This is a genomic window from Modicisalibacter sp. 'Wilcox' (assembly GCF_010993675.1).
Taxonomy (GTDB): domain Bacteria; phylum Pseudomonadota; class Gammaproteobacteria; order Pseudomonadales; family Halomonadaceae; genus Modicisalibacter; species Modicisalibacter tunisiensis.
This window is the reverse complement of sequence record NZ_WNXF01000010.1, coordinates 48,160-67,521: the sequence shown is the minus strand read 5'-3', so window position 1 is coordinate 67,521 and position 19,362 is coordinate 48,160. Positions and strand designations below refer to the sequence as shown.

At 68.4% G+C, this 19,362-nt stretch carries 20 protein-coding genes; 10 read left to right on the top strand and 10 right to left on the bottom strand.

Annotation, left to right across the window (positions count from 1 at the left end; translation table 11 throughout):
* Positions 1-8: 8 nt before the first annotated feature.
* The 4 genes from thiD to G7A98_RS10615 all read left to right on the top strand — a co-directional run bounded on the left by thiD (position 9) and on the right by G7A98_RS10615 (position 3,304).
* Positions 9-821, top strand: coding sequence for a bifunctional hydroxymethylpyrimidine kinase/phosphomethylpyrimidine kinase (thiD, locus tag G7A98_RS10630; RefSeq protein ID WP_163649651.1), 813 nt, complete (start codon positions 9-11; stop codon positions 819-821).
* Between the two features lie 329 nt (positions 822-1,150).
* The gene (locus G7A98_RS10625) at positions 1,151-1,996 is read left to right on the top strand and encodes a universal stress protein (protein WP_163649650.1); all 846 of its coding nucleotides are present in this window, start codon (positions 1,151-1,153) and stop codon (positions 1,994-1,996) included.
* A gap of 73 nt (positions 1,997-2,069) precedes the next feature.
* Complete coding sequence (dtd, locus tag G7A98_RS10620; protein WP_163649649.1) at positions 2,070-2,507, top strand: D-aminoacyl-tRNA deacylase; 438 nt, start codon at positions 2,070-2,072, stop codon at positions 2,505-2,507.
* A gap of 17 nt (positions 2,508-2,524) precedes the next feature.
* Complete coding sequence (locus G7A98_RS10615; RefSeq protein ID WP_163649648.1) at positions 2,525-3,304, top strand: SDR family oxidoreductase; 780 nt, start codon at positions 2,525-2,527, stop codon at positions 3,302-3,304.
* A 25-nt stretch (positions 3,305-3,329) separates the two neighbouring features.
* Here G7A98_RS10615 and bamE read toward each other — a convergent pair whose 3' ends face one another.
* The gene (bamE, locus tag G7A98_RS10610) at positions 3,330-3,614 is read right to left on the bottom strand and encodes an outer membrane protein assembly factor BamE (RefSeq protein WP_205596257.1); all 285 of its coding nucleotides are present in this window, start codon (positions 3,612-3,614) and stop codon (positions 3,330-3,332) included.
* Positions 3,615-3,616: 2 nt separating this feature from the next.
* Positions 3,617-5,536 (bottom strand): ATP-binding cassette domain-containing protein, encoded by a 1,920-nt coding sequence (locus tag G7A98_RS10605; protein WP_163649647.1) that lies wholly within the window; start codon positions 5,534-5,536, stop codon positions 3,617-3,619.
* 48 nt (positions 5,537-5,584) lie between these two features.
* Between G7A98_RS10605 and G7A98_RS10600 the strand changes: the two genes are divergently transcribed.
* The 3 genes from G7A98_RS10600 (at position 5,585) to G7A98_RS10590 (ending at position 8,218) form a co-directional block, all read left to right on the top strand.
* Entirely contained in the window at positions 5,585-6,136 is a 552-nt protein-coding gene (locus tag G7A98_RS10600) for a TIGR02444 family protein (protein WP_163649646.1), read from the top strand.
* Between the two features lie 138 nt (positions 6,137-6,274).
* Complete coding sequence (locus G7A98_RS10595) at positions 6,275-6,901, top strand: TRAP transporter small permease (RefSeq protein ID WP_163649645.1); 627 nt, start codon at positions 6,275-6,277, stop codon at positions 6,899-6,901.
* Between the two features lie 33 nt (positions 6,902-6,934).
* A complete protein-coding gene (locus G7A98_RS10590) occupies positions 6,935-8,218 on the top strand; it encodes a TRAP transporter large permease (RefSeq protein ID WP_163649644.1) in 1,284 nt (427 codons plus the stop codon).
* A gap of 351 nt (positions 8,219-8,569) precedes the next feature.
* Here the strand turns inward: G7A98_RS10590 and dctP are convergent, their stop codons facing one another.
* A complete protein-coding gene (dctP, locus tag G7A98_RS10585) occupies positions 8,570-9,592 on the bottom strand; it encodes a TRAP transporter substrate-binding protein DctP (RefSeq protein WP_163649643.1) in 1,023 nt (340 codons plus the stop codon).
* Between the two features lie 190 nt (positions 9,593-9,782).
* Here dctP and G7A98_RS10580 point away from each other — a divergent pair, with 190 nt between their 5' ends.
* Positions 9,783-10,535 carry an FKBP-type peptidyl-prolyl cis-trans isomerase gene (locus G7A98_RS10580; RefSeq protein WP_163649642.1) on the top strand — a complete coding sequence of 251 codons (753 nt, stop codon included), beginning with the start codon at positions 9,783-9,785 and terminating at the stop codon, positions 10,533-10,535.
* A 54-nt stretch (positions 10,536-10,589) separates the two neighbouring features.
* On the opposite strand, the gene G7A98_RS10575 is transcribed toward G7A98_RS10580, so the two are convergent.
* Positions 10,590-11,111, bottom strand: coding sequence for a hypothetical protein (locus G7A98_RS10575; RefSeq protein ID WP_163649641.1), 522 nt, complete (start codon positions 11,109-11,111; stop codon positions 10,590-10,592).
* Between the two features lie 124 nt (positions 11,112-11,235).
* Between G7A98_RS10575 and G7A98_RS10570 the strand changes: the two genes are divergently transcribed.
* Positions 11,236-12,153, top strand: a complete 918-nt coding sequence (locus G7A98_RS10570; RefSeq protein ID WP_163649640.1) for an AEC family transporter — start codon at positions 11,236-11,238, stop codon at positions 12,151-12,153.
* A gap of 234 nt (positions 12,154-12,387) precedes the next feature.
* Here G7A98_RS10570 and trmB read toward each other — a convergent pair whose 3' ends face one another.
* The 4 genes from trmB to G7A98_RS10550 form a co-directional block, all read right to left on the bottom strand.
* Positions 12,388-13,116, bottom strand: coding sequence for a tRNA (guanosine(46)-N7)-methyltransferase TrmB (trmB, locus tag G7A98_RS10565; protein WP_163649639.1), 729 nt, complete (start codon positions 13,114-13,116; stop codon positions 12,388-12,390).
* 13 nt (positions 13,117-13,129) lie between these two features.
* A complete protein-coding gene (locus tag G7A98_RS10560; RefSeq protein ID WP_163649638.1) occupies positions 13,130-13,927 on the bottom strand; it encodes a thiazole synthase in 798 nt (265 codons plus the stop codon).
* A 77-nt stretch (positions 13,928-14,004) separates the two neighbouring features.
* On the bottom strand, positions 14,005-14,205 hold the full coding sequence (gene thiS / locus G7A98_RS10555) for a sulfur carrier protein ThiS (protein WP_163649637.1): 201 nt from the start codon (positions 14,203-14,205) through the stop codon (positions 14,005-14,007).
* 78 nt (positions 14,206-14,283) lie between these two features.
* Positions 14,284-15,765: a sodium:alanine symporter family protein gene (locus G7A98_RS10550; RefSeq protein WP_163649636.1), complete on the bottom strand. Its 1,482-nt coding sequence runs from the start codon at positions 15,763-15,765 to the stop codon at positions 14,284-14,286.
* 181 nt (positions 15,766-15,946) lie between these two features.
* On the opposite strand from G7A98_RS10550, the gene G7A98_RS10545 reads away from it, so the two are divergent.
* The gene (locus G7A98_RS10545) at positions 15,947-16,333 is read left to right on the top strand and encodes a DUF423 domain-containing protein (RefSeq protein ID WP_163649635.1); all 387 of its coding nucleotides are present in this window, start codon (positions 15,947-15,949) and stop codon (positions 16,331-16,333) included.
* 26 nt (positions 16,334-16,359) lie between these two features.
* On the opposite strand, the gene G7A98_RS10540 is transcribed toward G7A98_RS10545, so the two are convergent.
* On the bottom strand, positions 16,360-16,785 hold the full coding sequence (locus tag G7A98_RS10540; protein ID WP_163649634.1) for a PaaI family thioesterase: 426 nt from the start codon (positions 16,783-16,785) through the stop codon (positions 16,360-16,362).
* Between the two features lie 225 nt (positions 16,786-17,010).
* A complete protein-coding gene (locus tag G7A98_RS10535) occupies positions 17,011-19,188 on the bottom strand; it encodes a malate synthase G (RefSeq protein WP_163649633.1) in 2,178 nt (725 codons plus the stop codon).
* Positions 19,189-19,362: the final 174 nt, after the last annotated feature.

Below are 19,362 nucleotides of genomic sequence, written 5' to 3'. Positions count from 1 at the left end.
GCGTGACGATGTCCGATGCCTCCCGCATTGCCAATGTCCTGACCATCGCCGGCTCCGACCCGTCGGGCGGCGCCGGCATCCAGGCCGATCTCAAGACCTTCTCGGCCCACGGCACCTACGGTACCAGCGTGATCACCGCGCTGACCGCCCAGAACACCTGCGGCGTCACCGGCGTGCATCCGGTGCCGGTCGACTTCATCGCCGCCCAGCTCGACACCCTGCTCGACGATGTGGCGATCGACGCGGTGAAGATCGGCATGGTCGCCAGTCGCGAGGTTGCCGAGACGATTCGCGAGCGCCTCGAGCGCCGCCGGCCGCGCTGGATCGTGCTCGACCCGGTGATGGTCGCCAAGAGCGGCGACCTGCTGGTCGACGACGCCGGCATCCGCGCGGTGCGTGACATTCTCGTGCCCCTGGCCGACCTCATCACCCCCAACCTGCCCGAGGCCGCGGTGCTGCTGGGGGACTCCGAGGTGACCTCGGCCGAGGCGATGGAAGCCCTGCAGCCCGCCCTGCGCCGGCTCGGCGCGCCCCACGTGCTGCTCAAGGGCGGCCATCTGGCCGGCGAGCGCTGCCCCGACCTGCTGATCTCGCCCGAGGGCGCCAGCTGGCTCGAGGCCGAGCGCATCGCCACCGACAACCTGCACGGCACCGGCTGCTCGCTGTCGTCGGCGATCACCGCGCGCCTGGCCCGCGGCGATTCGCTCGTCGGCGCCGTGCAGCACGCCAAGGTGTGGCTCAGCCAGGCACTGCACGACAGCCACCGCCTCGACGTCGGCCGGGGGCGCGGGCCGGTCCATCACTTCCACGCCTGGTGGTAGACGGAACGATACGGGCTAGCCCGGCTGCGCGGGCTTTCCCGTCGACAGGTCTACGCGGGGCGCTATGCCCCCCCTCCCTGGGCGCTACTTTGGCCATCTGACCGCCATGGATGGCGGAAATGCCGGAATGGAAAGGAACACTTTCCGGCCATGGCCAAAAACCCCCACTACGACCTGTCCCCGGGCGCCTAGCCCCATGGCCGACTGAGAGTATCCTGCCACCACGCCGCACTTGCGGGGGTCGGCGGGGCGCACCATGCTGCAGTGACGGGTAACGTCCGCTTCGGCAGCCGGGTCTGCCGGAGCCAACTTCACGGGAGGATACCGCCATGTCCCGGACGCTGCTCTTCGCCTGCGACCTGTCCGCCGAAAATCGCGCCGGCTTCGCCCGGGCCATTCGCCTGGCCGCGGAAACCGGCGCCCGTCTCGACGTGCTGCATGTCCTCGACCCCCACCTGCCCCGCCAGGCACTGCATGACCTGGAAAGCGCGGTGGTGGCCGAGATGGAGCGCACCCTGACCGACCTGCGCGAGGACTATGCCCTCCCCTCGCCGGACACCCTGATCCAGACGGTGGCCGGCACCCCCTATGCGGAGATCGTCCGCGAGGCCCACGAGCGCCATGCCGACCTGATCGTGCTCGGCACGCATCGCAAGCGCGGGCAGCCCGACCTGGTCGCCGGCACCACGCTGGCCCGGGTGATGCGCAACGCCCCCTGCCCGGTGTTCTCGATCAGCCATCCGGCCCATCAGGAGTGGCATGACATCCTGGTGCCCATGGACTTCTCGCTGCCCTGCCGGCATACCCTGCGCGAAGTCATCACCCGCTTCCCGGACGCCCGCCTGACCCTGCTGCATGCCTGGTGCATCCCCGGCGAGCGCGAGCTGGCCTCGCACAGCGACTACGCGCGCTGGCGCGAGCACGAGGTCGCGCGGCTGCGCGAGCGCCTGGAGAGCGAGGTCGACCAGCTGATGAGCGAGGTGGGCGGCGTTCCCGAGCTCGAGCTGGTGCTCGAGCAGGGTGAGCCGCTCGAGGTGCTGATGGGTCGTCTGCGGCGCCAGCCGCCCGACCTGCTGGCGCTGAGCAGCCAGTCCCGGCTGGGCCGCCAGAGCCCGCTGACCGAACAGCTGCTCGCCGAGCCGCACTGCGACCTGATGGTGTGCCGCGCCTGGTAGCGATCCTGGCCTTGCGCCCGCGCGGCGTCTGGGGCAGCGTAACCCCGACCCAGACACACAGGACGACACTCGCATGCGGGCACTCATCCAGCGCGTCACCCGCGCCGGCGTCAGCGTCGACGGCCGCACGGTCGGCGCCATCGACCACGGCCTGCTCGCCCTCGTCGGGGTGGAGCGCGGCGACGACGAGACACGCGCCGACCGGCTGCTGCACAAGCTGCTGCACTACCGGGTCTTCGCCGACGACACCGGGCGCATGAACCGCAACCTGCAGCAGGCCGACGGCGGCCTGCTGCTGGTCTCGCAGTTCACCCTGGCCGCCGACACCCGCAAGGGGCTGCGCCCGGGCTTCTCCAGCGCCGCCGCCCCCGAGGAGGGCGACCGGCTCTTCCACTACCTGCTCGACCGTGCCCGAGCCGCCTGGCCGCATGTCGCCAACGGCGAGTTCGGCGCCAACATGCAGGTCGAGCTGGTCAACGACGGCCCGGTGACCTTCCTGCTGGAAACCTGACTCGAGGAGCCCACCCCATGACCCCTCCCCGTCTCGCCCTGATCACCGGCGGCGCCCAAGGCATCGGCCGCGGCATCGTCGAGGACCTGCTGGCCCGCGGCTGGCGGGTCGCCGCCCTGGACTGCGATGCCGAGGCCCTGGCCGAGCTGGACGCCGCCCACCCCGAGGCGACGCTGCTGGTGCTGCGCGCCGACGTGGCCCGCGAAACCGAGGTGGACGCCGCCTTCGCTCGCCTGCGCGACTGGCAGGCCGGCGCCGGCGAACCGCCCGGCCTCGACCTGCTGGTCAACAACGCCGGCATCGCCGACCCGGTCTCGGGCCCCGTCGAGTCGCTGTCGCTCGCCGACTGGCGGCGCTGGCAGGACAGCCATCTCACCGGCGCCTTCCTGTGCACCCGCGCCGCGGTCGCCGACCTGCGCACGCGCCACGGCAGCATCGTCAACATCGCCTCGACCCGGGCGCTGCAGTCGGAGCCCGACTGCGAGGCCTACGCCGCCGCCAAGGGCGGCCTGCTGGCGATGACCCACGCCCTGGCGGTGAGTCTCGGCCCCGAGGTGCGCGTCAACGCGATCTGCCCCGGCTGGATCGAGACCGGCCCCTGGCAGAAGGCCGCACGCCGCGAGACGCCCGAGCACCGCGCCATCGACCGCGACCAGCACCCGGCGGGGCGCGTCGGCGAGCCCGCCGACATCGCCGCCACGGTGGCCTTCCTGGCCAGCGCGGAAGCCGGCTTCATCACCGGCCAGCAGCTGGTGGTGGACGGCGGCATGACCCGCAGGATGATCTACGCCGAGTAAGCGCCCGCTCGCCGCGAGGCGCGGGCTACTTGAGCCCCCTGTACTGGAACGACAGCGCCTTGCCGTCGATGAACTGGGCCTGGATGAAGCGACGCTCGTCGCCCCAGCGGCAGTAGTCGAAGAGCACGGCGCCGGAGCAGCCGGCGGGCTCGCCGAGTATCGCCTCGACCTCGGCGCGGGTCATCCCGGGGGCGAGCCGGTCGTAGTTGTCCAGGGTCAGGGCGGTGTTGCCGCAGGCGCTCAGCACCAGCATCAGCCCCCCGACCCCGACGCGCCGCGTCCAGCTTGTCCAGCGCTTGGCGTGGCGCATTGTCAGGCTCCTTCCGATGCCAGTTCGCTTTCCAGCGCCTCGAGTGCCTCCTCGGCCTCGAGCCAGGCCTGCTCGAGCGTCTCGACCTCGCCCTTGAGCTCACCCTGGCGGGCCAGCAGGTCGGTGAGTTCCTCCTTGCGCGAGGCATCGGTGTAGAGGTCGGGATCGCCCAGTGCGTCTTCGAGCGTCGCCAGCCGCGACTGGGCCTCGGTCATGCGCTTCTCGACCCGGTCGCGCTCGCGCTTGAGCGGCCGCAGCTTCTCGCGCAGCGCGGCGGCCGCGCGGCGCTGCGTCTTGCGATCCGGCGCGGCACCGTCAGCGGCCTTGTCGGCCCGGTTCTCGCGACGCTCGTCCTCGACCCGCGCCTTGAGCCAGGCCCGGTAATCGTCGAGATCGCCGTCGAACGGCGCCACCGTGCCGTCGGCGACCCGCCAGAACTCGTCCACCGTGGCGCGCAGCAGATGGCGGTCGTGGGAGACCACGATCACCGTGCCCTCGAAGCCGGCCAGCGCCTCGGTGAGCGCCTCGCGCATCTCCAGGTCGAGGTGGTTGGTGGGCTCGTCGAGCAGCAGCAGGTTGGGCTTCTGCCAGGCCACCAGCGCCAGCGCCAGGCGCGCCTTCTCGCCGCCGGAGAAGCGCCCCACCTCGCCGAACACGTCGTCGCCGCGAAAGCCGAAGCCGCCGAGGAAGTTGCGGATCGCCTGCTCGCTGGCCGTCGGCGAGAGCCGCTGCACGTGCAGAAACGGCGTGGCCTTGAGATCGAGCCCCTCGAGCTGGTGCTGGGCGAAGTAGCCGACCGCCAGGTGCTCGCCGGGCACGCGCTTGCCGGCGATCAACGGCAGCGCGCCGGTCAGCGACTTGATCAGCGTCGACTTGCCGGCGCCGTTGGGGCCCAGCAGGCCGATGCGCTGCCCCGGCAGCAGGGTCAGCTTGACGTCGCGCAGCAGCGGCTCGGCGTAGCCCAGCTGGGCCTCGTCGAGCACCAGCAGCGGATGCGAGGTCTTGTCGGCGGCCGGCAGGGTGAAGTGGAACGGCGAGTCGACATGGGCGACGGCGATGGTTTCCATGCGCTCGAGCATCTTCAGCCGGCTCTGGGCCTGGCGGGCCTTGGTGGCCTTGGCGCGAAAGCGCGCCACGAAACGCTCGATCTCCTCGCGGCGGGCCTGCTGCTTGGCGGCCTCGGCCTGCTGCTGGGCGAGCTTCTCGGCGCGGGTACGCTCGAAGGTGGTGTAGTTGCCGCTGTAGAGGGTCAGCCGGCGCTGCTCGACGTGCACGATGTGATCGCATACCGCGTCGAGGAAGTCGCGGTCGTGGGAGATCAGCAGCAGCGTGCCCGGGTAGCGGACCAGCCACTGCTCGAGCCACAGCAGGGCGTCGAGATCCAGGTGGTTGGTGGGCTCGTCGAGCAGCAACAGATCGGAGGGACGAAACAGCGTCTGGGCGAGGTTGACACGCATCCGCCAGCCGCCGGAGAACGCCGACAGCGGGCGATCGAGGTCGGCCTGGGTGAAGCCCAGCCCGACCAGCAGCCGCGCCGCCCGCGAGGGGGCGCTGTAGCCGTCGAGCGCCTCGAGCCGGCCGTGCAGCTCGGCCTCGCGGTGCGCCTCGTCACGCTCGCGGGCGCTGTCCAGTGCCGCCTGGGTGGCACGCAGCTCGCGGTCGCCGTCGAGCACGTAGTCGAGGATCGAACGCTCCAGCGACTCGACCTCCTGGGCCATGTGCGCGATGCGCAAACCGCCGGCCAGGCTGACCTCGCCCCGGTCGGGGCCGAGCTCGCCGAGCAGCAGCTTGAACAGGCTCGACTTGCCGGTACCGTTGGCGCCGACGATGCCCGCCTTCTGCCCCGGATACAGGGTCAGTTCGGCCGCCTCGAAGAGCGGTTGCGTGCCGCGTTGCAGGTCCAGTTGACGCAGTGCGATCATGCCTGTCTCCCATCGTTTCGTCGCTGAAGGCCGCGCCGCTCGTCGACCATGACCGCCCATTCTACCCAATCCGTCGCCGCTCTGGCCGCCCCGGATGCCCTGTGGCGTTACGCCGGCGCCTGCTACGCCGCCCCCGGCGTCGCCGACGCCTGCCTCGCCGCCCAGGATGGCCTGGGCGCCGATGTCTGCGAGCTGCTGTGGCTCGCCTGGCTGTATCGGCTCGGGCTGACCACGGCGGAGGATGCTTCTCGCGCCCTGGCGCCGGTGCGCACCCACCAGGCCCGCCACACCCGGACGCTGCGCGCCCGGCGGCGTGCGCTCAAGCCGCTGGCCCGGCCGGGCTCGGCAATCGAGGCGTGGCGCGAACGTCTCAAGCGTGACGAGCTCGATGCCGAACACGCCGCCCTGGACGCCCTGCAGGCGCTCGCCCGGCACGGCGACGGCGTGCGTGCGCGCTACGCCGAGGACGGCGATCTTGTCGCGATCTTCCGACGTCACCTGGGCATCGTAACCGAGCGTGACCAGCCCGTGCTGGCGAGCCTGGCTCGGGCGCTGGAGGGGGCGGCGGCAGGGGCCTCGTTACCTTTTCGGGACGAGTAGCACTGGCGTCGCAAAGCCTGTAAGTTCGAGAGTAGAGCGAGGCGCCTGGTCAGGGCTACGCTTGTCTGTAACAACTCGAAACGAGGGCTCGCCATCCTCGGCTAGCGAATCCCTGTAAAAATAAGGAAAGCTTGCGACATGACCCAATCCTCTTCTTCCTCCGGCGAACGCGTAAAGCGCCCCAACGGCGTGCTGCGCGCCCTGAACACGCTCGATCGCGTGCTGGGCATCATCGAGCGCGTCATCGTGGCAGGCAGCATCCTCGTCATGGCCGCGCTGATGAGCGCCCACGTCGTCGGCAACCTCCTGTTCCAGCATGGCATCAGCGGCACCTATGAAGTCACCGAGATGCTGATCGTCATCATCACCTTCGTCGGCGTCGGCTATGCGACCCGCAACGCCCGCCACATCAGCATGTCGGCGATCTACGACCAGCTCGGCGGCCGCCTGAGAAAGGGCCTGTTGATCCTCATCTGTCTGGGCACCGCGGTACTGATGTTCTATTTCGCCTACAAGTCCGCCGAATATGTCATGACGATCTACGATCGCGGCCGCGCCAGCGCGTCGCTGCACATTCCATTGTGGATCATCTACCTCGCCCTGCCGGTCGGCTTCACCCTGGCGGGCGTGCAGTACCTGCTGACGGTGGCACGCAACCTGGTCAGCCAGGACATCTACCGTTCCTTCAACGAGAAGGAAGCCTATGCCGAGGTGCCCGACGACCTCGACACCTCCGGCGACGACGACGCATCACGCGGCGCCTGACGTTTCAACAAGACCAAGACGAGGACTTTCTTCATGCTGATCTGGCTAGGCGTGATCATGCTCGTGCTGCTGCTGCTGGGATTCCCGATGATGGTCCCCCTGGCGGCGGGCACGCTTTACATGATGTTCACCGGTATGACGTTCTTCGGCCCCGACCAGGCCGTGAGCTGGATGATCAACGGGGTCGGCAGCTGGGTGCTGGCGGCGGTGCCCATGTTCATCTTCGCCGCCGACATCCTCACCAAGGGCCATACCGCCAACCGGCTGCTGGACGTGGTCGATGTCTTCACCCGCCATGTGCGCGGCGGCCTGCCCATCACCACCGCGGCCTCCTGCGCGCTGTTCGGCGCGGTGTCCGGTTCCACCCAGGCCACGGTGGTGGCGATGGGCGGGCCGATGCGCCCGCGCCTGCTGGCCAAGGGCTACAGCGATGACTTCACGCTGGGGCTGATCATCAACGCCAGCGACATCGCGCTGCTGATTCCGCCGAGCATCGGCTTCATCATCTACGGCGTGGTGATGAAGACCTCGATCGGCGACCTGTTCCTGGCGGGCATCCTGCCGGGCCTGCTGATCCTGGCGATGTTCGCCCTGTACTGCTACATCTACTCCCGCATCAAGGGCATCGAGGCCGAAACCAAGGCCTCCTGGAGCGAACGCTTCCGCGCCATCCGTCGCGTGATCCTGCCCATGGGCTTCCCGGTGCTGGTGGTCGGCGGCATCTATGGCGGCTTCTTCAGCGCCGTCGAGGCCTCGGCGGTGGCGGTGGCCTACGCGCTGATCCTCGAGGTCGTCATCTATCGCCAGGTATCGATCCGCGACCTGTGGGGCCTGGCCCTGTCCACCGGCATGATCACCGCCGTGGTGTTCATCCTGGTGGCTATCGGCGCGGCCTTCTCCCAGACCCTGGGCACGGCCGGCGTTCCGGAGAAGATTCTCGGCCCGCTGATCGACGGCATCGGCGACAACCAGTTCCTGGCGCTGCTGCTGATCGCCGTGTCCTTCTTCGTCGGCTGCATGTTCGTCGACCCGATCGTGGTCATCCTGATCCTGGTGCCGATCTTCAAGCCGCTCGTGCAGTCCACCGGGCTGGACCCGGTGCACGTCGGCGTCATCGTCACCCTGCAGGCGGCCATCGGCTCGGCCACGCCGCCGTTCGGCTGCGACATCTTCACGGCCATCGCCGTGTTCCGTCGCCCCTACATGGACGTGGTCCGCGGCACGCCACCGTTCATCGCCATCCTGGTGGTGGCGACCCTGGTGCTCATTCTCTTCCCGCAGATCTCGCTGCTGCTGCCCTCCCTGGGCGGCGACTGAGCTGGCGGTCCCGCCCTGTCGGCCCGGCTTCGCGCCGGGCCTTTTTCATGGTCACGTGCTTGCTCGGCGAGCTACGGGCTACGGCCGGGAATGCCCCCTCCCCGAAAGCCCATTCAACCCCACTTCTGTGGGAGCGAATTGATTCGCGACGAATCCGCCTCGAGGCTCCGCCATCGGGAATAAATTCCCTCCCACCTCACTCTCCCGCTCGTGACCCGTACCGTGGCTCGTGGCTCGGCAGCCCGGCACAAAAAACGCCCGGGAGCGCAGGCTCCCGGGCGATGACAGCGATAATCAGGGGGTCAGCACCGAAGCGGAGGCCTTGCCGCCCCCCGCCCCGGCTTGTCGGGCTTACTGGCTCTTGTCGGCCTTGTCGATCTGGTCGAGCAGGATGTTCAGGGATTCCTTGCCACGCTCGCCGACCATGTCGATGTAGGTCTGGCGCACCGGCTTGGCCAGCTTGCGGAAGGCATCACGCTCCTGTTCGTTCAGGTGAATGATGTTGATGTCGCTCTTTTCCTTGATGGTGTCGAGACGCTCGGCGTTGAACTGGGTCTGGATGTCATGGCCCTTCTGGACCATTTCGCCGAGCACCGAGTCCAGCATCTTGTGCTGCTCGTCGGACAGCCCCTCGTACCAGTCCTGGTTGCCGATCAGGTTGGCCACGAACTGCGACTGATCGGCGAAGATCATGTAGTCCTGCACTTCGTAGAAGCCCATGTTCTCGTGGGCGAAGACCGGCTGGATGTTGCCCTCCGCCTGGCCCTGCTGCAGGGCGCTGTAGAGCTCGCCGTAGGCGATGGTGATCGGCGCGGCGCCGTAGGCCTCGTAGGTGGCGCGCAGCAGGCTGTTGTCCATGACGCGGATCTGCAGCCCCTTCATGTCCTCGGGGGTACGGATTTCCTTGTTGGCCGTCCACACCTGATAGCCTTCGGGCAGCGCGCCCAGGGGAACCAGCCCGCGCTTGCGGAACGACTGCTGCCAGGGATCGCTCTTCAGGAACGCATCGGAGTTGAGGATCTTCGCCGTCTCGAGCTGATCGTTCGGCATGACGAAGTTGAGGCTCATCAGCTGGCTTTCCGGCACGGTGCCGCCCAGGAAGCCGGAACCGAAACCGATCTGGATGGCGCCGTTCTGGATGGCGTCGTAGAGCGCCGAATAGTTCGACCCCCAGGTGCCGTAGGGAAGCAGCTGCACGGTGACGTCGCCGTCGCTCTTCTCCTCGATCAGTTTCTTGAATTCCTCGGCGTAACCGTACTGGACGCTGCCTTCGGTTTCCTCGAGGCCGAAGCGCCAGGTCTCGGCAAAGGCCGACGAGGCCACCCCGACCAGACCCATGGCGGTAACACCGATCACGATATTGCGCAGTTGCATTGTGCTTGTTCCCCTTGTTGTCGATGTGAGTCCAGAAAAGAGCAAAGGCCCTGCAATGTCAAGATTCCACATGGCGCATGCCGGATGCGGAACACGAGGGCCCCTGTTAGAGTCACAATAGGCGTTTGGCGCCGTTTCCGCTCGCCAACCGACAAGAACATTGGCCGTATCCACAATTCGAGGAGTTTTCATGAAAACACGGTTAACCGCCGTTGCTCTGACACTGCTGTCGACCGCTCCGCTGGCGCTCGCCGCCCCGCAGAGCGATCAGGAAAAGCTCAGCTACAGCATTGGTGTGACGCTCGGCCAGAGCCTTTCCCAGGACATCAAGAACCTGGATATCGACAGCTTCACGCAGGCCATTCAGGACGTCTACGGTGGCAACGATCTGCAGATGAGCAAGAAGGCGATGACCGAAGCCCTCACGGCCTTCCAGAAGCAGAAGATGGCCGAGCGCAAGGCCGAGGCGGAGAAAGTCGCCAAGCAGAACAAGGCCGAGGGCGAGAAGTTCCTGGCCGAGAATGCCAAGAAGGACGGCGTCAAGGTCACCGATTCCGGTCTGCAGTACAAGGTCATCGAGTCCGGTGACGGCGCGAGTCCCGATGCCAACGATCAGGTCAAGGTCAACTACGAGGGCAAGCTGATCGACGGTACCGTCTTCGACAGCTCCTACAAGCGCGGCGAGCCGGTCGAGTTCCAGGTCGACCAGGTCATCCCCGGCTGGCAGGAAGCGCTGAAGAAGATGCACGTCGGCGACACCTGGATGATCTACCTGCCTTCCGACCTGGCCTACGGACCGGCCGGCACCGGCGGCCCGATCGGCCCCAACGAGGCGCTGACCTTCAAGGTCGAGCTGCTCGACGTCACCAAGAAGCCCAACGACGCCAAGGCCGACGCGGGCGCCAAGGCCACCCAGCAGGCCACCGACACCGCGAAGAACTGATCCCCCGCACCACCGGCCGCCCGAGGGCGGCCGGGCCCTCACGCCAGCGGCGCGTCAGGCGCCGTTGCCGGCCCCCGGCCGGTGCACATCGAAGTCGAACCAGCTGCCTCGCCGCCCTTCCGGGGTGGTCACGATCACCTCCGCCCGCCAGCGCGTGACCGACTCGTCGTCGACGCTGTTGACACTCAACACCCCTTCCCCGTGAAAGTCGCCGTCGCCCCGGTCCTGAAGCACGTAGCGGCGCAGCCCCATGTTGCGGTTGCGGCCGATGAAGGCCACCACGACCCGCTCGGGGCTCAGGCCGTCGACATGCACGTCGAGCGGCAACGGGTGCAGGGGGACGACCGCGCTGCCCAGCGAGAGCGTGACCCGCACGTCACCGCCGAGCCCGGCATGACAGGGCCCCTGGTGCAGCCGGCAGATCCCGTCCGGCGGGTACCAGACGACATCGTTGCTGCCGCCGCGCAGGTAGTAATGCGCCAGATAGCCGACGGCCACCACCATGGTCACCAGCGTGACAATGATCAGCAGGTTGAGAAACGGCGAGCGAGCGTTGTCGTCGTCGGCATAGGGCATGATCGGGCGGCGGACCTCATCGACAGGCGGGACAATCCGGGTAAGCTTACCAGTTCGCACTCGGGCGTGACGCGCGTAAGGTTGTCGCAGCGCCCTCGTCATGCACGCGACAAGGAGACTCGCCATGTCCGGCGTCCAGGCGGCACTGGGCCCTTTGTTCCTGCTGATCCTGCTCGGCGCCCTGCTGGGGTGGCGCCGCCTGCCCTCGGATACCTTCTGGCCGGCCATGGAGCGGTTGATCTACTTTTTGCTGTTCCCCGCCATGCTGGTGGCGACCCTGGCCACCGCCGACGTCTCGCGCGTGCCGATCGGCCAGGTGGCGATCGTGCTGCTGGGCGGCATCGGCGCCTTCGCCGCGCTGCTGTGGTGGGTCAAGCCATGGCTCGGGCTCGAGGCCCCCGCCTTCACCTCGGTCTTCCAGGGCGCGCTGCGCTTCAACACCTATGTCGGCGTCGCCGGTGCCGCGGCGCTGCACGGCCAGCCCGGCGCCACGGTGGCCGCGGTGGCGGTCGCCCTGATGGTACCGACCATCAACGTGCTGTGCGTGGCCAGCTTCATCGCCGCCGGCACCCTGGGCCCTTCCAGCCTGTCGAAGAGCCTCGCCGCCCTGACCCGCAACCCGCTGATCCTCGCCTGCGTGGCCGGCATTGCGCTCAACCTGAGCGGCATCGGCCTGCCGGGCTGGAGCGAGCGCGCGGTGTCGCTGCTGGGCCGGGCCGCCCTGCCCCTGGGCCTGGTCGCCGTCGGCGTGGCCCTGCGCCCGCGGGCGCTGCTGCGCCTGGACCGCGGCGTGTGGAGCGCCAACCTGGTCAAGCTGGCGCTGATGCCGGCGGTGGTGCTGGCCCTGGGCGCACTGGTCGGCCTCGACCCGGTGAGCCGCGATGTCACGCTGCTGTTCGCCGCCCTGCCCACCGCGACCTCGGCCTACATCCTCGCCCGCCAGCTGGGCGGCGACGCCGAGCTGATGGCCGCGCTGATCACCGGCCAGACCCTGCTGGCGATGCTCAGCCTGCCGCTGTGGCTGAGTCTGGCGGGCGGCTGACCGTCCACCGGCCGAAGTTGAAAATGATTCTCGAATGCCTTGACGATATAAATGAGAATCACTATTATCCACCTCGTGGTGCTCGCCAGGCACCACACAACCATCGCAGCGACCGTCAGGTTCCTGCCATGGTTATCTCCTCATCAGCTAGTCACGGTCTTGCGGCGGCTCCATCGAGCCGCCGCCTTTCTGTGTGCCTCGGGGAGACCGGGAAGGGAAGGCGCGGCGCGAGGCTCAGCCGTCGTGGCGCTCGAAGATCAGGTCGAAGACGCCATGGCCGAGTCTCTCGCCGCGGCGTTCGAACTTGGTCAGCGGACGGAAGGCCGGGCGCGGCACGTAGACGCCCTCGCTCGCGGTGTTGCGCCAGCCCGGGGCCGCGGCCATCACCTCGGCCATGTGCTCGGCGTAGGGCTCCCAGTCGGTAGCCATGTGCAGCCAGCCGCCGGGCTTGAGCCGCGAGCGCACCAGCGCGACGAACGCCGGCTGCACGATGCGCCGCTTGTGGTGCTTCTTCTTCGGCCAGGGATCGGGGAAGAACAGCTGCACGCCGTCGAGGCCGGCTTCCGGCAGGCAGTGACGAAGCACTTCCAGGGCATCCTCGCGGTAGACACGCAGGTTGGCGAGACCGCGCTTGTCGGCCTCGTCGAGCAGCTTGCCCACCCCGGGGGCGTGGACCTCGATGCCGATGAAGTCGGTGTCGGGGTGCGTCTCGGCCTGCTCGACCAACGAGCCGCCCATGCCGAAGCCGATCTCCACCACACGGGGCGCGCGGCGTCCGAACAGGGCGTCGAGATCCTGCCGGCCATCGGCCAGGCGAAGCCCCAGCCGCGGCCAGACCTCCTCGAGCCCGCGACTCTGGGCGGCGGTCATGCGCCCGGCGCGCAGCACGTAACTTTTCACGCCGCGATGTGGACGGGATTCACTGGACTGGGGGGTATCGACGCTCACGCTGGAGTCACTCATGCTCGTTGAAGGATCACTCGTTGATAAGGCCCTGGGTCGGCGAGGACGCCTGGGCATAGGCGCGCCGCGGCATGCGCTCGGCCAGGAACGCCTCGCGTCCGGCCTCGATCGCCTTGCGCATGGCACCGGCCATCACCACCGGATGGCGGGCATGGGCGATCGCCGAGTTCATCAGCACCCCGGCGCAGCCCATCTCCATCGCCAGCGCCGCATCGGAGGCGGTGCCGATGCCGGCATCGACCAGCACCGGCACCGTGGCGTTCTCGAGGATCAGCCGCAGGCTGGCCGGGTTGAGCAGGCCGTGACCGGAGCCGATCAGCGAGCCCAGCGGCATCACCGCCTTGCAGCCGCGATTCTCGAGCTCCCTGGCGACGATCGGGTCGTCGCTGGTGTAGACCATCACGTCGAAGCCGTCGCGGACCAGCTCGTCGGCCGCCTTGAGCGTCTCGACCACGTTGGGGTACAGCGTCCTGTCGTCGCCGAGCACCTCGAGCTTGACCAGGTTGTGGCCGTCGAGCAGCTCGCGCGCCAGCTTGCAGGTGCGCACGGCGTCGCTGGCGGTGTAGCAGCCGGCGGTGTTGGGCAGCAGCGTGTAGCGTTCGGGGGAGACGGCATCGAGCAGGTTGGGCGCGTCGGCATCCTGGCCGAGATTGGTGCGGCGCACCGCGAAGGTGACGATCTCGGCGCCGCTGGCGGCCACGGCGGCGGCGGTTTCCTCGAGATCGCGATACTTGCCGGTGCCGACCAGCAGCCGCGAGGTGAATTCGCGGCCGGCGACGTGCCACGGCTGGTCCAGTTGGGGGTCGGTCATGACAACTCCTGGGCTGTTCGAAAAACGGACCGCGTCAGGCCCGGCTGGCCTGCGCAGGACAGGGTGGACGACACGGCTCAACCGCCGCCGATGGCATGCACCACCTCGACCCGGTCGCCCTCGGCCAGGCGCGTGGCCGCATGCTGACTGCGCGGGACGATCTGCTCGTTGACCTCGACGGCGATGCGCCGCCCGGCCAGCCCCAGGGTATCGATCAGGTCAGTGATGGTCGGCTGACCAGCGAGATCATGCCGCTCGCCGTTGAGCTGAATCTGCATGGCTGTCCCTCGGGTAGCGTCGAACGAAAAACGGCCCGTCGGGATCGACGGGCCGTCATTTTAACGCCAAAGAGCGACTCAGACACCCTTGGGCGGCCAGACATCGGCGTCGACCTGATCGGGGCGCTTGAGCACCTTGGGATCGAACACCGGCTCGCTGACGCCGCTGTTGCGCTGGCGCTCATAGTCCTGCAGCACGCGGATGGCGATCGGTGACATGATCAGGATGGCGAACAGGTTGGTGGTGGCCATCAGGCCCATCGCCAGATCGGCGAAGTGCCAGACGAACTCCAGCTTGGCCATGGCCCCGACCAGGGTCATCCCCAGCACCGCCCAGCGCAGCACATGCACCGCCTTCCGGGCATGATGACGGAACAGGTACTCGATGTTGATCGCCGCATAGGAGAAGTTGGCGATGATCGAGGTGAAGGCGAACAGCAGGATGGCGATGGCGATGAACACCTCGCCGAAGGTGCCCAGGTGGTCGACCATGGCGTCCTGGGTCAGCTTGATGCCCTCGATCGACTGGCCGGCATGGCTGGCCAGCATGTCCTGATAGACGCCGGAGAGCAGGATCGCCACCGCGGTGCAGCTGCAGATCACCAGGGTATCGACGAACACCCCGAACGACTGCACCAGCCCCTGGGCCGCCGGGTGCTTGACCGTGGCCTGGGCGGCGGCGTTGGGCGCCGAGCCCATGCCCGCCTCGTTGGAGAACAGCCCGCGCTTGATGCCGTTCTCCATCGCCGCCTTGATCGCGTAGCCGGCGGCGCCACCGACCGCCGGGCCGAAGCCGAAGGCGCTCTTGACGATCAGCGCCAGCATCGCCGGCACGGCACTGATGTTGGCGAACAGGATCCACAGCGCCACCAGCAGGTAGGCGATCGCCATGAAGGGCACGATCCACTCGGCGGTGCGCGCTACCGACTTCAGGCCACCGAAGATGACCAGCGCCACCACCGCCACCAGCACGATGCCGGACAGCCAGTGCGGAATGCCGAACGCGCCGTTCATGCCCTGGGCGATGGTGTTGGACTGCGCGGCGTTGAACGCCAGCCCGTAGGCGACCAGCAGGAAGATCGCGAACAGCGAGCCCAGCCAGCGCCAGCCCAGGCAGCGCTCGATGTAGTAGGCCGGCCCGCCGCGGAACACGCCATCCTCGTTGCGATGCTTGTAGGTCTGGGCAAGCGTCGACTCGACGAACGAGGTGGCGAAGCCGACCAGGGCGGTGATCCACATCCAGAAGATCGCCCCCGGGCCGCCGACCCACAGCGCGATCGCCACGCCGGCCAGGTTGCCGGTGCCCACGCGCGCCGCCAGCGAGGTGGCGAATGCCTGAAAGCCGCTGACGCCCTCGCCGGCGCCACGGGCGGTAACGGTAACCTTGGCCATGTGACCGAAGAGACGAAACTGCATGCCGCGGGTCATCACCGTGAACAGGACCCCCGCCCCCAGCAGCAGGTAAACCAGTATGTAACTCCATATGAAATCACTGACGGGCGTCATGACCGCGTACAGGCCGTCGCGCAGGGGCGCGACGAGCGAGGCGAGGGATTCCATGGCATCATTCTCCTGTAGTGTTGTCTGCCGCATTCTGGATCGCGGCCGGCAGCGAATTGTCGTCAGTGGCTGCCGGCAACGGGCCGGCATCATAGCGGCCGGCGCGGGATAACGAAACATGAACGCCGACAGCCGCTTACTGCCTCCCCGTCTCAGGGTAGCCATACAGGAGCCGCTCATCATGCGTTATCGCGCCGCCTGGATCACCGTCGCCCTCAGTGGTTTCCTCATGGTCGCCGCCGGGGCCTTCGGCGCCCACGGGCTGCGGGATCATGTCACGCCGCGCCTGTTCGACACCTTCGAGACCGGCGTGCGCTATCAGGCCTGGCACACCCTGGCGATGCTGGCGGTACTGGTCTGGCGGGCACATACGCCGCAACCCGGCCAGGGCTGGGCGCTCAAGCTATGGGGAGCCGGTATCGTGCTGTTTTCCGGCTCGCTGTATCTGCTGGTACTGACCGGCACGCCGATGCTGGGAGTCATCACGCCGGTCGGCGGCGTGCTGCTGATGGCGGGCTGGCTGGCGCTGGCGGCGAGCGCCTGGCGGGCCCGTGCGCCGTCATCCTGAAGGGGAGGTCTGCCGGGACGTGCCGCTCAGTCGTCGTCCTCGTCGCGATCCGGCAGCACATAGGTCGCGGTGACGATCGCCACCGGTGCGTCGTCACCGGCGGAGAACAGCTCCACCTCGCCCACCGCCAGGCGGCTGCCCAGTTTGACCAGCCGGGCATTGGCGATCAGGTCGCGGTCGCCGCGGGCGCGGCGCAGGAAATGGCAGTTGAGGTCGCTGGTCACCGCCATCGCCTCCGGCCCGATCTGGGCCAGGATCGCCACGTAGAGACAGACATCCGCCAGCGCCATCATGCTCGGCCCCGAGACGCAGGCGCCGGGGCGCAGGTGCTCGTCCTCGATGGCCAGGCTCATGGTCGCGCGCATGTCGTCGACCCCCTCGATGGTGCCCTGACGAAAGGGGAAGACTTCGTCGAGAAACTCCTCGATGGCGGCGGCGGTCATCACGGTCATTGGGGGTCTCCTGGCGCAGGGCTCGGCGTGTCACTGCGCCCAAGATAGCGCAACGCAACCCGGCCGCACAGGGCACAGGCCGCGAGCCGAGGCGCCCAGCGTCAATCCGCCCGCCGGCCGGGCCCGTTACCCTCCCCCGGAAACGGCACCGCCCCCTGCCGTTCATGGCAGGGGGCGGCTTGTGGGGCAGGACACGCCCGGCCGGTCAGCCGGGGCAGGCCAGGGTCACCCCTTGGCCTTGTGCACCGCCCGCCAGTGATGCAGCAGCGGCTCGGTGTAGCCCGCCGGCTGCTCGCGGCCCTTGAAGATCAGGTCCGAGGCAGCCTGGAAGGCGCTGGAGTCGGCCAGGTGCGAGGTCATCGGCGTGTAGGTCGGGTCGCCGGCGTTCTGGTCGTCGACCACCTTCGCCATGCGCTCGAGGGTCTCCCTGACCTGCTCTCGGCTTACGATGCCGTGGTACAGCCAGTTGGCGATGTGCTGGCTGGAGATGCGCAGCGTGGCGCGGTCTTCCATCAGCCCCACGTCGTGGATGTCGGGCACCTTGGAGCAGCCCACGCCGTGCTCGACCCAGCGCACCACGTAGCCGAGGATGCCCTGGCAGTTGTTGTCGAGCTCCTGCTGGATCTCGTCGGCCGACCAGTCGGGGGTCTCGACCACCGGCACGGTGAGCAGGTCGTCCAGGTAGTCGGTGGCCGGGCGCGACTCGAGGTCCTGCTGCACGGCGGCGACGTCGACCTGGTGGTAGTGCAGGGCGTGGAGCACCGCGGCGGTGGGCGAGGGCACCCAGGCGGTGTTGGCGCCGGCCTTCGGGTGGCCGATCTTCTGCACCAGCATGTCGGCCATCAGGTCGGGCATCGCCCACATGCCCTTGCCGATCTGGGCGCGACCGCGCAGGCCGCAGGCCAGGCCGACCTGGACGTTGTTGGCCTCGTAGGCCTGGATCCACGGGGCGCTCTTCATGTCACCCTTGCGGCGCATGGGCCCGGCTTCCATGGCGGTGTGCATCTCGTCGCCGGTACGGTCGAGGAAGCCGGTGTTGATGAACACCACCCGCGAGGCGGCTTCCGCGATGCACGCCTTGAGGTTGACGCTGGTGCGCCGTTCCTCGTCCATGATGCCCATCTTGAGGGTATCGCGCTCCAGGCCCAGCACGTCCTCGATACGCGTGAACAGGGTGTTGGCGAAGGCGACCTCGGCCGGGCCGTGCATCTTGGGCTTGACGATGTACACCGAGCCGGTGCGGCTGTTGCGCGGCTCATTCTCGCCCTTGTTGAGGTCGTGGATGGCGATCAGGCCGGTGAGCACGCCGTCGAGGAGGCCCTCGGGGATCTCGTTGCCCGCCTCGTCGAGCACCGCCGGGGTGGTCATCAGGTGGCCGACGTTGCGCACGAACAGCAGCGAGCGCCCGGGCAGGCGCAGGCTGCCGCCGTCGGGGGCGGTGTAGTCGCGATCCGGGTTGAGACGACGGGTGACGGTCCTGTCGCCCTTGGCGAAGGACTCGGCGAGATCGCCCTTCATCAGCCCCAGCCAGTTGCGGTAGACGCCGACCTTGTCCTCGGCGTCGACGGCGGCCACCGAGTCCTCGCAGTCCATGATGGTGGTCACCGCGGCCTCGACGAGCAGGTCCTTGACGTGGGCCGGGTCGGTCTTGCCGATGGGGTGGCTGGCGTCGATCTGGATTTCCAGGTGCAGGCCGTGGTGGGCGAGCAGCACCGCCTCGGGGGCGGCGGCGTCGCCGCGGTAGCCGACCAGCTGGTCGGGCCGCGCCAGGCCGGTCTCGCGACCGTTGTCACGCGTGACCACCAGCTTGCCGTCGCGGATCGCATAGCCGGTGGCCTCGGTGTGGGACCCCTCGGCGAGCGGCGCGGCTTCGTCGAGCACCTCGCGGGCGTAGGCGATGACCTTCTCGCCGCGCTTCGGGTTGTAGCTCGTGCCCTTCTCGGCGCCGTCGGTCTCGGGGATCGCGTCGCTGCCGTAGAGGGCATCGTAGAGGCTGCCCCAGCGGGCATTGGCGGCGTTGAGCGCATAGCGGGCATTGTTGACCGGCACCACCAGCTGCGGGCCGGCCTGCACGGCGATCTCGGTGTCGACGTTGCGGGTGGTGACCTGCACCTCGCCCGGCTCGTCGGCGAGATAGCCCTGCTCGCGCAGGAACGCCTGGTAGGCAGTCATGTCGCGCACCGGGCCGGGATGGGCCTGGTGCCAGGCGTCGAGCTCGCCCTGCAGGCGATCGCGCTCGACGAGCAGTGCACGGTTGGTGGGCGCGAGGTCGTGAACCAGGGCATCGACGCCGGCCCAGAAGGCCTCGGGGTCGACACCGGTGCCGGGCAGGGCCTCGTCGGTGATGAAGCGGTCGAGTTCGGCGGCCACCTGCAGGCGGTGGCGGGTAACGCGGTCGGTCATGGAAGGATGTCCTCTCGCTGCGCTGTCGCATCGGCGTTCGAGCGCCGATTCGGTATTCATTATGGCAAAAGCAGTTATGGAAACGTCTTCCATATATTAACCGAAAGCGGGGTCACTGTGGATACCGCTCGACTAAGGGCTAAGAGCCCGTACCGCGCCGACGCCGCCATCATG

What these genes read in the sequence shown, in the direction of transcription:
- thiD (WP_163649651.1), top strand. Translation starts at nt 9, where the DNA reads ATGTCCGATGCCTCCCGCATTGCCAATGTCCTGACCATCGCCGGCTCC.
- G7A98_RS10625 (WP_163649650.1), top strand. Translation starts at nt 1,151, where the DNA reads ATGTCCCGGACGCTGCTCTTCGCCTGCGACCTGTCCGCCGAAAATCGC.
- dtd (WP_163649649.1), top strand. Translation starts at nt 2,070, where the DNA reads ATGCGGGCACTCATCCAGCGCGTCACCCGCGCCGGCGTCAGCGTCGAC.
- G7A98_RS10615 (WP_163649648.1), top strand. Translation starts at nt 2,525, where the DNA reads ATGACCCCTCCCCGTCTCGCCCTGATCACCGGCGGCGCCCAAGGCATC.
- bamE (WP_205596257.1), bottom strand. Translation starts at nt 3,614, where the DNA reads ATGCGCCACGCCAAGCGCTGGACAAGCTGGACGCGGCGCGTCGGGGTC.
- G7A98_RS10605 (WP_163649647.1), bottom strand. Translation starts at nt 5,536, where the DNA reads ATGATCGCACTGCGTCAACTGGACCTGCAACGCGGCACGCAACCGCTC.
- G7A98_RS10600 (WP_163649646.1), top strand. Translation starts at nt 5,585, where the DNA reads ATGACCGCCCATTCTACCCAATCCGTCGCCGCTCTGGCCGCCCCGGAT.
- G7A98_RS10595 (WP_163649645.1), top strand. Translation starts at nt 6,275, where the DNA reads ATGACCCAATCCTCTTCTTCCTCCGGCGAACGCGTAAAGCGCCCCAAC.
- G7A98_RS10590 (WP_163649644.1), top strand. Translation starts at nt 6,935, where the DNA reads ATGCTGATCTGGCTAGGCGTGATCATGCTCGTGCTGCTGCTGCTGGGA.
- dctP (WP_163649643.1), bottom strand. Translation starts at nt 9,592, where the DNA reads ATGCAACTGCGCAATATCGTGATCGGTGTTACCGCCATGGGTCTGGTC.
- G7A98_RS10580 (WP_163649642.1), top strand. Translation starts at nt 9,783, where the DNA reads ATGAAAACACGGTTAACCGCCGTTGCTCTGACACTGCTGTCGACCGCT.
- G7A98_RS10575 (WP_163649641.1), bottom strand. Translation starts at nt 11,111, where the DNA reads ATGCCCTATGCCGACGACGACAACGCTCGCTCGCCGTTTCTCAACCTG.
- G7A98_RS10570 (WP_163649640.1), top strand. Translation starts at nt 11,236, where the DNA reads ATGTCCGGCGTCCAGGCGGCACTGGGCCCTTTGTTCCTGCTGATCCTG.
- trmB (WP_163649639.1), bottom strand. Translation starts at nt 13,116, where the DNA reads ATGAGTGACTCCAGCGTGAGCGTCGATACCCCCCAGTCCAGTGAATCC.
- G7A98_RS10560 (WP_163649638.1), bottom strand. Translation starts at nt 13,927, where the DNA reads ATGACCGACCCCCAACTGGACCAGCCGTGGCACGTCGCCGGCCGCGAA.
- thiS (WP_163649637.1), bottom strand. Translation starts at nt 14,205, where the DNA reads ATGCAGATTCAGCTCAACGGCGAGCGGCATGATCTCGCTGGTCAGCCG.
- G7A98_RS10550 (WP_163649636.1), bottom strand. Translation starts at nt 15,765, where the DNA reads ATGGAATCCCTCGCCTCGCTCGTCGCGCCCCTGCGCGACGGCCTGTAC.
- G7A98_RS10545 (WP_163649635.1), top strand. Translation starts at nt 15,947, where the DNA reads ATGCGTTATCGCGCCGCCTGGATCACCGTCGCCCTCAGTGGTTTCCTC.
- G7A98_RS10540 (WP_163649634.1), bottom strand. Translation starts at nt 16,785, where the DNA reads ATGACCGTGATGACCGCCGCCGCCATCGAGGAGTTTCTCGACGAAGTC.
- G7A98_RS10535 (WP_163649633.1), bottom strand. Translation starts at nt 19,188, where the DNA reads ATGACCGACCGCGTTACCCGCCACCGCCTGCAGGTGGCCGCCGAACTC.